At 65.8% G+C, this 10,172-nt stretch carries 6 protein-coding genes; 3 read left to right on the forward strand and 3 right to left on the reverse strand.

The genetic code is table 11. From position 1 onward, the window contains the following. From HMPREF0975_RS11100 to HMPREF0975_RS11110, 3 genes are all read left to right on the forward strand, one after another. Positions 1 to 861, forward strand: an 861-nt coding sequence (locus HMPREF0975_RS11100; RefSeq protein WP_009234270.1) for an ABC transporter ATP-binding protein, incomplete at its 5' end; no start/stop codon positions are given. After that, positions 861 to 3,359, forward strand: a complete 2,499-nt coding sequence (locus HMPREF0975_RS11105) for an ABC transporter permease (RefSeq protein ID WP_009234271.1) — start codon at positions 861 to 863, stop codon at positions 3,357 to 3,359. The genes HMPREF0975_RS11100 and HMPREF0975_RS11105, both read left to right, overlap by 1 nt. A gap of 1,046 nt (positions 3,360 to 4,405) precedes the next feature. Further along, on the forward strand, positions 4,406 to 4,609 hold the full coding sequence (locus HMPREF0975_RS11110; RefSeq protein WP_009234272.1) for an actinodefensin: 204 nt from the start codon (positions 4,406 to 4,408) through the stop codon (positions 4,607 to 4,609). A gap of 346 nt (positions 4,610 to 4,955) precedes the next feature. Here HMPREF0975_RS11110 and folE read toward each other — a convergent pair whose 3' ends face one another. The 3 genes from folE to cas6 all read right to left on the reverse strand — a co-directional run bounded on the left by folE (position 4,956) and on the right by cas6 (position 8,677). After that, the gene (folE, locus tag HMPREF0975_RS11115) at positions 4,956 to 5,528 is read right to left on the reverse strand and encodes a GTP cyclohydrolase I FolE (protein ID WP_009234273.1); all 573 of its coding nucleotides are present in this window, start codon (positions 5,526 to 5,528) and stop codon (positions 4,956 to 4,958) included. Between the two features lie 52 nt (positions 5,529 to 5,580). Continuing rightward, positions 5,581 to 7,671, reverse strand: coding sequence for an ATP-dependent zinc metalloprotease FtsH (gene ftsH, locus HMPREF0975_RS11120; RefSeq protein WP_009234274.1), 2,091 nt, complete (start codon positions 7,669 to 7,671; stop codon positions 5,581 to 5,583). A gap of 196 nt (positions 7,672 to 7,867) precedes the next feature. Continuing rightward, complete coding sequence (gene cas6 / locus HMPREF0975_RS17130) at positions 7,868 to 8,677, reverse strand: CRISPR system precrRNA processing endoribonuclease RAMP protein Cas6 (protein WP_009234275.1); 810 nt, start codon at positions 8,675 to 8,677, stop codon at positions 7,868 to 7,870. Between the last annotated feature and the right edge of the window lie 1,495 nt (positions 8,678 to 10,172).

The raw sequence follows: 10,172 nt of genomic DNA on the forward strand, positions 1-10,172 counted from the left end.
CACTGCATGGCCGGCCTGGACACCCCCACCTCCGGAAGCGTCCTCATCGCCGGCCAGGACCTGTCCGGCATGACGGACAAACAACTCACCGCCGTACGCCGCGACCAGCTCGGCTTCATCTTCCAGTCCTTCAACCTCCTACCCACCCTCACCGCCGAGGAGAACATCCTCCTACCCCAGCGCCTGGCCCACCGCAAACCCCCACAGGACTGGTACGACGCCGTCATCTCCATCCTCGGCATCGGCGACCGCCTCACCCACCGCCCCAACGAGCTCTCCGGCGGCCAACAGCAACGCGTCGCCGTCGCCCGCGCCCTCATAGGCCGCCCCGAGGTCATCTTCGCCGACGAACCCACCGGAGCCCTCGACACCACCTCAGCCGCCAACCTACTTCAGACCCTCGCCCACATGTGCGAACAACTCGGCCAGACCGTCGTCATGGTCACCCACGACCAACACGCCGCAGCCACCACCAACCGCATCATCCGCCTACGCGACGGCCACATCACCGGCGACCAACCCAACCACCACACCCCCAACACACCCCACACCGCATCTGCTGACCACCCGGCCCCGCAGGCACCCCCTGCTCACGCCCACGCAGCACCGATGGCGGCACCGGCTGCACCAGCCGGCTCTGCCACAGGACTCGACGCCGCGACAGCATCGACGGCCGCCCCCGCGCCCGTGCGCCGCCCCATCACCCCGCCGGCCGCACCGGAGTCCCACCGCGTATCCAGGCCGGACGTTGCTTCCGCACCGCCGGCACCCCACCCCACCGCCCGCCATGCAGCGGCTCCCAGCTCAACCCAGACGCTCGGCTTCGGGAATCCCAACACCACCGGGATGGAGGCCCGCTGATGCCCGCTTTGCTGGATTTGCGCCGTACTGCTGCGGCGCTCGTGGCCGTGGCCATGAGCGCCGCTCTCATCGCCTTCGCCTTCATCATCTCCGATTCCTTGCAGGCAAAGGTGACCGAGAATGCTCGAGCCAGTGTCGGTGACGCCGACGTGGTGGTCCTTGCAGGGTCCGGAGATAAAACTACCAACGGCAGGATCTCCGAGCAGGCTGTGCAGAAGGTCTCCGCCCTTGCCGGGGTCGCGTCTGTGCGTCCTTATGTCGAGGGAGGGATCCAAGTCGCTGATTCGGGTGAGGGGCAGGGAGGCAGCCTCATCGTTCTGGACGTTCCGAAGATTACAGGCGGCACCCGCCTGGTGGAGGGCCGCCTGCCTCAGGGCGATAACGAAATCGCCGTCTCCCCCTCAGTCCTGGAGCGGCAGCAGAATGTAAAGGTCAGCAGTACTCTCACCGTGAAGGCCTCCGAGGACGCCTCCCCCACAACCGTCACCGTCGTAGGGGTGGTCCAACCAGCGGCCGATATCACCCGGGGCGACACTGGCGACACCCCCTACATCTTCGCTCCCGGCGAGGCCCAAGCCGCAATGGGGCTTCCCAGCGACCCCGCCGTCCTCTATGTCACCGCTCAGACGGGAACCAGTGACAAGGAACTTCTCAGTTCCGTCACCGAGGCTCTGGCTGCTACGCAGCCTGGTGCGCAGGCCTACACTGCCTCCGATATCATCACCATGCGTGCCGCGAGTTCTGACGCCACTGCTTCGAAGACGCTCACCCTGCTCCAGGTTATCGCTCCGGTGTGCGTCGTCGTCTCCGGGATCGTCATCGCCACGACCTTCACGACGCTCATGGCGCGTCAGACCCGCCAGATCGGGCTGCTGCGATGTGTGGGGGCGACCCGCCGCCAAATCGTGGGCTCAGTGCTGCGCACGGCCCTGCTCACCGGGCTGGCCGGGTCCGTGGCCGGCGCCGTCGTCGGCGCCGTCGTCGCGGTACCCGTGATCCGCTCCGGCCTTATCGAAGGCGTCGAGCCCCGTCACCTGACCATCTCCTGGACCTCCTTCGCTCTGGCGACCCTTGTTGGCACGGTAGTGACTCTGGTCTCCGTGCTGAGGCCAGCGCGCCAGGCCAGCCGGGTATCCCCGCTCGTGGCGCTGACCGGTCAGACCGCCGGCCAGGAGTCGCTGAGCAGACGACGGATTGCTACCGCCGTCGCGGGTGTGGTCATCGCCGTGCTCGGACTGGGCCTCATTCAGGGCGGGGTCGCCTGGCGCGTCCTACAGATCATCGGGGCAGGAGCGGTGCTGGCCGTTCTCGGGATCATCCTCGCTCTTCCGCTGCTCGTCGTCGGAACATCTCGCCTCATCGGATTGATCTGCGGCCAGATGCGCCGCCCCATCCTCCACCTAGCCACCCGCAACCTGGCCCGCAACCCCGGCCGCGCGGCGGCAACCACCGCGTCCCTGCTCGTCTCGGTGGCGGTAGCGGCCGCGATGTCCAGTGGCCTGTCCAGTCTCTCCTCCTCCCTGCAGGCCTACGTCGGCTACAACACCCCCATCGACATCACCGTAGGAGAGTTGGCCGCGGATCAGGATCCATCGTCGACCGTCGCGAAGATCGCAGCCGTCGACGGCGTGGAGAGCGTTGTGTCCGTCCCCTGGATCAACGTCAAGATGACCGGCAGCCGCCAGAACGGCCAGGAGGAGTCCCTGACCATCGCTGCTGTCGACAAGGAGAAGGTTTCCCCGGTCCTGCGCTCCCAGGAGGCGCTGGAGACTCTCGACGACCACACTCTCGTTCTGGATCGCATTTACAACATCCCCGACGGAACAACCGTGACCCTCACGGGTCCTGCTGGCAGTACCGAACTCACCGTCCGGGTTAAGGAGGGTCTCGACGCCGCCGTCACACCTGCCGCCGCGCAGCGACTGATCGGCAATACTTCGACAGCCTCTATCTTGTGGGTGCGCACCAGCGGTGACGGCTCTGACCAGGCGCCTGTCTCGGCTGTTCGCGAGGCCCTATCAGGTAGCGGCCTCTACGTCGCCGACTCCCAGGAAACCCGTGCCAGCTTCACCGATCAGGTTCGTCAGGTTTCCATCGCGATCGGCGCCATGCTGATCTTCACACTGCTCATCGCCCTATCGGGCCTGGCCAACACCTTCAACGTCAGTGTCCTGGAACGCACCCGTGAGCTTGGGGTCCTACGCGCCACCGGTGCCCAGCGCAGCGAGATCAGACGCCTGCTCATCGCCGAGGCCGTCCTCTCCGCGCTCTTGGGCGGCACCATCGGCGTCCTGCTCGGCTGCGGGGTGGGCATCGCGGGTGCCTCCGCCGTGCTCAACACTGACTCCGGCAATTTCCTCACTATCGAGATCCCTTGGCTGACACTGACTCTCGTCGGCATCCTCCTAGCTGCCGCCACCGTCGGTGTCGTAGCCTCACTGCGCCCTGCCGAGAACGCCAGCAGGATTCCTCCCGTCCAGGCCCTTGCCCAGGACTGAGGAGGGCGATAGCGCTAGAGCGCAGTGCAGCGAACCAATTCGACTTTGATGGATGAGGTTGATAGTGATGACGGCACGATAGGGCGATCAGCACCTTGTAGTTGTTATCCGCGATCGCCTGGCTGGAGGATCTGGACAACCTCAGCCTGTTGTGCCTACGTGTGAAAGTCCTCAGGGTGGATGCCGGGCTCACCGGCGTCCACCCTGATCACATCCTTCACCCAAGCCAGACCTGCCAGTGCCTCCACCGTCATCCTCGCGGCCGCCCCAGTTCTAGCGAGTATTTCCTCCGCCCCATACGCAGCGCCCCTTCTGCCATCACCGCTTCCATCAGTCTCAGAACGATTCACACCCGACGCCGTCGTCGGCATCCAGTGATACCCCAGGCATACATCAGCCGGGCGATCGCCTCCGAGGTAGTCTCCTGCGTCTACCCGCCCGAGAGCTGCCGGACCTGCATGGACGCAGCAGGTTGGACACCGACCCCGCCATCGGCGCCAGCCTTACGCCCAGTCCCGCACCGGGTCAGCCCCTGGCACAGCACTCCCGGGCGATCCCTAGTTCCTCAGTGATGCTGCGTACCGCGGCCCTCGGTGTCGTCTCGTACAGGCCCACCGCATGCTGACTCTGCACGCCATGATCCAAGATCAAGCCCTCTACAACCCGCAACCCTTAGCGCATCCATCCACCGCCACTCAACAGACCACACAAGGGCCCGACTGTGCTACCTCGCCGGACACAGTTCTCGTCCTTAAGGACGAGAGTCAGAAAAATTACCCTCCTACGACGCATAGCAGAACCCAAGAACGAGCACATAGCATTTAAGAGTCAGAGGGAGTAAAGATAGAGAAAGAAGGAATCGAACATTAAGGAGTGAAATCTCCTCCACCAGGATTTCATCCGATGACAATGCTCGACCATTCGTTTCAATTGATTTTCCCTTCTGCACCCACTCGCACATTCCCTTCGAGGCGAAAAGTGCGTGATACATCACCCATCTCGGACAGCTCCGGCATTAGGACGCCGGAGCAGGAAAGGAAGACAACATGTCCCAGTTCATTCGTCGCACCAGCACCCTGACTGACATTAGTTTCTCCGACGCTCTGCACTCGGAGAGCCACATGCCCCTCGAGGGTGCCGAAGGCCCCTGCCCCCACAACGAGACGAAGTGCGGCGAGGTCTGCCGAGGGATGGGCTACACCGGAGGCTACTGCCACAGCTGGTTCAACCTCATCTGCAAGTGCTACTGATTGCACTGATCCATCCAGCTCCTGCCCTGGTCTACACCGGCATCATGGTGTAGACCAGGGCGGAAGCCGTTTTGGTCGCCTCTGACCGTCACGAGTGGTTCTCCGCAGTCTCGAGCCGTCGGCAGACCATGGAGCCGAGGGTGAGCGCCGGGATGACCATGAGTAGAACGTTGGGCCCCTACCACAGTGGGTCGAAGTCACGGTAGGAGGTTGAGGAAGACAGCCGTCCAGTAGAGCAGCAGCCCAGTATCGACCGCTACCAGCAGCCTCTTGTACGTGGGACTCATCGCTCCACTATTTCATCGGCCGTCCCCGGTGTCGAGATCTCTTAACTGTCAGCCCGCGCTCAGGACCTCCGCCCCAGGACCAGGCTCATGGCCTCGGAGCGGGTGGCGGCGTTACGCATGATGCCGCGCACGGCGGAGGTGACCGTGTTGGAGCCGGGCTTGCGCACGCCCCGCATGGACATGCACAGGTGCTCGGCCTCGACGACGACGAGCACGCCCCGGCACTCCAGCCGCTCGACGAGGGCGTCGGCGATCTGCCGGGTGAGCCGTTCCTGGACCTGGGGGCGCCGGGCATAGCCGTCCACGAGGCGCGCCACCTTGGACAGGCCGGTAACGCGCCCGTCGGCGCTGGGGATATAGCCCACGTGCGCCGCCCCGTGGAAGGGCAGGAGGTGGTGCTCGCACACCGAGTACATGGGGATGTCGCGCACGAGGACCATCTCCTCGTGCCCGACGTCGAAAACCCGCTCGACATGCTCGGCCGGATCCTGCCCGAGGCCGGAAAACATCTCCGCGTAGGCGCGCGCCATGCGCTCGGGGGTGTCGCGCAGGCCGTCGCGGTCAGGGTCCTCCCCGATGGCGACGAGCAGCTCGCGCACCGCCCGGCGCACGCCCTCGGCGTCATAGCTCATGGTCGGCCTCTGTCTCTCTGCGCCTGCCGGGCCCGCCGGGACCCGGGCCAGCTCACTGGTTGTAGCCCCAGAAGTCGCCGCCGTGGGAGTCGCCCGACTCGCCGCCAGCCTCGCCATCGGTGGAGGCGACGGTGGCTGGCGCGACCTCGACGACGGGCAGCGACTCGTCGCTGCGCCACAGGGGCCGCTCGGGCTGCTTGACGACGCCGGTGAAGATCCTCTCCAGATCCTTCTCCAGGAGCGTCTCGCGGGAGAGGAGCTCCTCGGCCAGCTCGTCGAGCACGGCGCGGTTGCGGGTGAGGATCTCCCAGGCCTCGCGGTGGGCGGTATCCAGCAGGGAGCGGACCTCAGCGTCGACGGTGGCGGCGACCTCCTCAGAGAAGTCGCGGTTGGTGGCGTTGAGTCCCAGGACCGTCTCGTTCTCGGTGGTGCCGAGCTTGACGGCGCCCACCGCACTGGTCATGCCGTAGTCGGTGACCATCTTGCGGGCCGTGGAGGTGGCCTTCTCGATGTCGTTGGAGGCACCGGTGGTGGGGTCGCGGAAGATGATCTCCTCGGCGGCCCGCCCGCCCATGGCGTAGACGAGCTGGTCGAGCAGCTCGTTGCGGGTGGTGGAGTACTTGTCGTCCTGGGGCATGACCTGCGTGTAGCCCAGGGCGCGCCCGCGCGGCAGGATCGTCACCTTGGTGACCGGGTCGGAGTAGGCGCCTGCGGCCGCGCACAGGGCGTGGCCGGCCTCGTGGTAGGCGGTGACGCGCTTCTCGTGGTCGCGCATGACGCGGGTGCGCTTCTGCGGACCGGCGATGACGCGGTCGATGGCCTCGTCCAGGGCCCGGTTGTCGATGAGCTGGGCATTGGAGCGGGCGGTGAGCAGGGCGGCCTCGTTGAGGACGTTGGCTAGGTCGGCTCCGGTGAAGCCGGGGGTGCGCTTGGCCACCAGGTCGAGGTCGACGTCGTCGGTCAAGGGCTTGCCCTTGGCGTGGACCTTGAGGATGGCGGCGCGCCCGGCCATGTCGGGGGCTTCGACGCTGACCTGCCGGTCGAAGCGGCCGGGGCGCAGGAGCGCCGGGTCCAGGACGTCGGGGCGGTTGGTGGCGGCGATGAGGATGACGTTGGTGTTGGCGTCGAAGCCGTCCATCTCGACCAGGAGCTGGTTGAGGGTCTGCTCGCGCTCGTCGTGCCCGCCGCCGGTGCCCGAGCCGCGGTGACGGCCCACGGCGTCGATCTCGTCGACGAAGATGATGGCGGGGGCGTTCTCCTTGGCCTGGTCGAACAGGTCACGCACACGCGAGGCGCCCACGCCGACGAACATCTCGACGAACTCGGAGGCGGCCATGGAGAAGAAGGGCACGCCCGCCTCGCCGGCGACGGCTTTGGCCAGGAGGGTCTTTCCGGTTCCGGGCGGGCCGTAGAGGAGGACGCCCTTGGGGATCTTGGCGCCGACGGCACGGAACTTCTCCGGCTCGGAGAGGAACTCGCGGATCTCCTCGAGCTCCTCGACGGCCTCGTCCTCCCCGGCGACGTCGTCGAAGGTGACATCGGGCATCTCCTTGGAGCCGACCTTCGCCTTGGAGCGGCCGAAGCCCATGGCGCCGCCGCGCCCGCCGCCCATGCGGCCGATGAGCCACCACATGATGCCGCCCAGCAGGAGGGCCGGCACGAGCAGCTGGATGAGTGAGGACCACCAGGTGGTGGTGGGCACCACGGAGTTGAAGCCGTCCTTGGGGGCGGCGGCCTGGACGAGGCGGTCGACCTGTTCAGCCTGGGCATCGGTGTAGGAGAACTCGACCTTCTTGCCCAGCGGGCGCGCCTCAGAGTCGCCCTTCTTCTTGGGCTGGACGTAGGTGGAGCTCAGGTCCAGCTCGACGCGCTGGTTGCCGTCAATGACGGTGATCGACTCGATCGTGTCCGCCTTGTCTCGCAGGAGCTTCAGGCCGTCGGAGGTGTCGATGGTGCGGTAGCCGAACATCGAGGAGAAAACGGCCCAGCCGAGGACGACGACCAGGAGGAAGGGCACCAGCCACAGGAACGGGTTGCCCAGTGAGTCGCGGAGCCTGCGGTCGCGCTTGCTGCGATCGTTCTTGCCGGCCTTGCCCGGCTTCTCCGAGTCCTTGCGGCCGGGCTCACGCCCAGAATCTTTCATCGTGTGGTAGGTCCCTTCAACATACTGATTCCTCAGACGTTAGCGGATAGCACGGCAAAGGTCCCATTGCGCTTGCTCACGTTCGCGCCGGGCGTGGCCGGGAAGATCCGGGGATGCGGGCCGATTGGCGGCTTCCTTCTCCCGAGGACGCGCCTGAGGGCACGGGGGTTGAGGCCCAGGGGTGCGCCCGCGCCCCTTATGGTGCGTCCGCGACGACGTCGATGACGCCCATCCCGTAGGCGCTGTGGGAGCCGACGCTGGTGTAGCGGGCCAGGGCCATGAGCTGGGAGAAGACGGCGGTGATGGAGCCGGCGGCGGGGGCGCTGATGCGTAGGGTGCCGACGCTGGCGGGGATGCGGCGGCTGGAGAGGCGTCCGCGGCGGTCGGCACGGGGCATGCCCAGGCCGACGACGGTGCGGCGGGTGCGGTCCTGGGTGATGAGGACGGAGGTGAGGCGCTCGCGCTCGGGGAGCTCGGGGGCCAGGGGGCGGCACCAGTGGCGCCAGCGCGCGTGGAGGCTGGTGGCCAGGGAGGCGGCGGTGACCTCGGGGACGTGGTGGCCGCGGGAGGTGAAGACGGTGGGGGTGAGCAGGCGGATGTCCCAGGCGGTGGAGGCGGTCTGGGCGGCGAGGTCCTCCCAGTCGGCCTGTTCGAGGACCTGGGCCTCGACGGCGGCGAGCACGGTGGTGGTCTCGCCGCCGTCGCCGATGGGCAGGACGCCACCCCAGGCGAGCCAGGCGTCGAGTGTGTCCAGGAGGCGGTCGTCGAGGAATCGCAGCTCGACTCCGAGGCCGTCCGGCGTCTGGGTCATGTCGCCCAGGCAGTAGGGCTTGGGGCCGGGCTGGTCGTGGGGTGGGCGGTGGGCGAGGGCGGGCAGGCGGGCGGCGCGCTCGGGGCTGACTCCTTCGGGGAGGTCGAGGACTCTGCCCCAGGCGGCGTGAAGGCGACGGGGGGTGGCCTCGACCGGGCCGGGCGCATCGAAGCGGACGAATACGGTGGCGGGCACTCGACGGGGCTCCTTTGCGGCGTGTTGAGTGGCGGACATGGCCGTCTACCCCTTAACTTCTGGCGACCCTACCGGAGGGAAGGCGGCGAGCGCAGAGACTTGGGACGTCGACGTTCTTCAGCATCGAGGGGCAGGAGGAGACGGAGAGGAAGGGGCCCGGCAGCATGCCGAAACGGCAGCACAAGCGGATAGTGTTCGCAGTCACAGGCCAGAACGTCGACTTTTTGGCTTGACGTCGTCGGAAGTTGGTAGCTGAAGGCGCCCGAGGGGGCGTCGGTGGCGCTTGGCGTCAGGACGCCGAAAAGTGGTTAAATAGGGGCGGTGCTGGCCGGTCCCGCGGGGTGCTTGCGGAGCCGGTGGCGCTCCAGCTCCTGGAAGTGGCGCAACGACGCCGTTCCCAGAGGCAGGGGTCAGAAAGCACCCAGCACCAGAAGGTGCATTAAGACTCCAGCTCTGTGACCGGCTTGGGGTAGTGTCTTGCTTGTCAGAAAGCACCCAGCACCAGAAGGTGCATTAAGACGCTGCAATGAGCAGCAGCCCCAGCGCCTTAGGGTCACACCCAGCACCAGAAGGTGCATTAAGACTTGATCGGCTCCTCTCTGCATCCATTTGGAGTCAGAAAGCACCCAGCACCAGAAGGTGCATTAAGACGAGCCATTCATCTCCAGTGACGGATAGGTGCACGACCTGTCAGAAAGCACCCAGCACCAGAAGGTGCATTAAGACCCATCCTTCCAGTCATTCGCAATCGCGAATAGAAGGGGCAGAAGGCCCCCAGCACCAGAAGGTGCATTAAGACGGCTTCAGGAGGTAGCTTGCGCCACCCCCGATTCTGGTCAGAAAGCACCCAGCACCAGAAGGTGTATTAAGACGTTGAGGTAGGCATGATGAGTTCTCCTTGGGTTCGGTCAGAAAGCACCCAGCACCAGAAAGTGCATTAAGACGCAACACCGTGACCCTGATGACCCTTAATCCTGACGACAGAAGGCACCTCGCACACCAGCGAGTAGCATCAAGTCCGTCTCCCGGCGGTCGCCTTGCACGCTCCAGCTGAGGGACCCAAAGCCCTGACGGACCGATAGAGGAGGCAGGACGTGTCGACAGTCACAGTCGGGAACGTCGATCTTTTGGCTTGGCGTCGTTGGAAGTTGGTGGCTGGAGGTGCCTGAGGGGGTGTCGGTGGCGCTTGGCGTCAGGACGCCGAAAGGTGGTTAAATAGGGGGCGTGCTGGCCGGTCCCGCGGGGTGCTTGCGGAGCCGGTGGCGCTCCAGCCCCTGGAAGTGGCGCAACAACGCCATTCCCAGAGGCAGGGGTCAGAAAGCACCCAGCACCAGAAGGTGCATTAAGACGTATTCAGAGATCATGAGACTCTCCCCGTTCTCGAGTCAGAAAGCACCCAGCACCAGAAGGTGCATTAAGACCTTGAAGCTCCTTCTCATCGACGACATACAGAGTATGTCAGAAAGCACCCAGCACCAGAAGGTGCATTAAGACC

The sequence above is a fragment of the Actinomyces sp. oral taxon 849 str. F0330 genome (assembly GCF_000239715.1).
Classification (GTDB): Bacteria; Actinomycetota; Actinomycetes; order Actinomycetales; family Actinomycetaceae; genus Actinomyces; species Actinomyces johnsonii.